Raw genomic sequence first — 497 nt, 5'->3', positions numbered from 1 at the left:
TCGTTGCGTACCCCCGGGCAGGTGGAAAATGAGCAGTACGCCAACCGCCTAAAGGACCTGCAGGCGTTTCGTGATGCTGAGTTGGAAAACACGATGGAAGGCAACCGGCTGATCGAGGAGGAAAACGAGCGACACGAGCTGGCCATGTTGGAAATGAAATCATCGTATCAAATGCAGTCGCTGGGCGCAGCCGGCAATGCGGCTGATCAGCTGTATGGTCTGATGCAGCAGGCTGGCAAAGAACAATCTGCATTAGGAAAGGCCGCATTCCTTGCAAGCAAGGCAATTGCCGTGGCCGAGATCCTGCTCAACACCGAAGTGGCAGCGGCCAAGGCAGGCGCCCAGCTGGGCATCTTCGGCATTCCCATGGCGACGATGATTCGTGTAACTGGCTATGCCAGTGCCGGCATGGTGGCAGGCATGGCCATTGCCGGTATGCGCGAGAAAGGCGGTCCGGTCTGGAGTGGAGGTGCCTTTATCGTTGGCGAGAAAGGACC

General features: G+C 57.7%; 1 protein-coding gene. It reads left to right on the top strand.

Annotated features, from left to right (window positions below; genetic code table 11):
• Nucleotides 1–497: hypothetical protein (locus AC0V2Y_RS29075; RefSeq protein ID WP_475418499.1), on the top strand; the 497-nt coding region annotated here is incomplete at both ends.

Source organism: Janthinobacterium sp. BHSEK, assembly GCF_056174685.1.
This window is presented reverse-complemented; position numbering and strand designations above follow the sequence as displayed.